The organism is Streptococcus sp. HMSC072D03 (assembly GCF_001812855.1).
In the GTDB taxonomy this organism is placed as follows: domain Bacteria; phylum Bacillota; class Bacilli; order Lactobacillales; family Streptococcaceae; genus Streptococcus; species Streptococcus salivarius_D.
Window position 1 is genome coordinate 1 of record NZ_KV810641.1, and the last position, 308, is coordinate 308.

A 308-nucleotide genomic window follows, 5' to 3' on the forward strand; every position below is an offset into this window, starting at 1 on the left:
ATAAAACATCTCAGACTTCAGAATGCCAAAGAAGGATTCCATCATGCCGTTATCTGGACTATTGCCTTTACGTGACATGGACGGTTGGATTCTCTTGTCCTCTAAAAAATGATGATAGAAATCATGTTGATATTGCACCCCTGGTCACTATGGAGAATAGTGTTCTCGTAATTGCCCTCTGTGAAGGCTTGTTCCAACATCATTTTTACTTGTGCTAAGTTCAGCGAAGTAGAAAGATTGTAGGCTATAATTTCGCTGTTAAAACCATCTAAAACTGGTGATAAATAAAGCTTTTGAGTGCTTGCTGG

1 pseudogene is annotated in these 308 nt (G+C 39.0%); it reads right to left on the minus strand.

Annotated features, from left to right (window positions below):
- Positions 1–308: pseudogene (locus tag HMPREF2877_RS10610) on the minus strand (transposase); the annotation flags it as partial.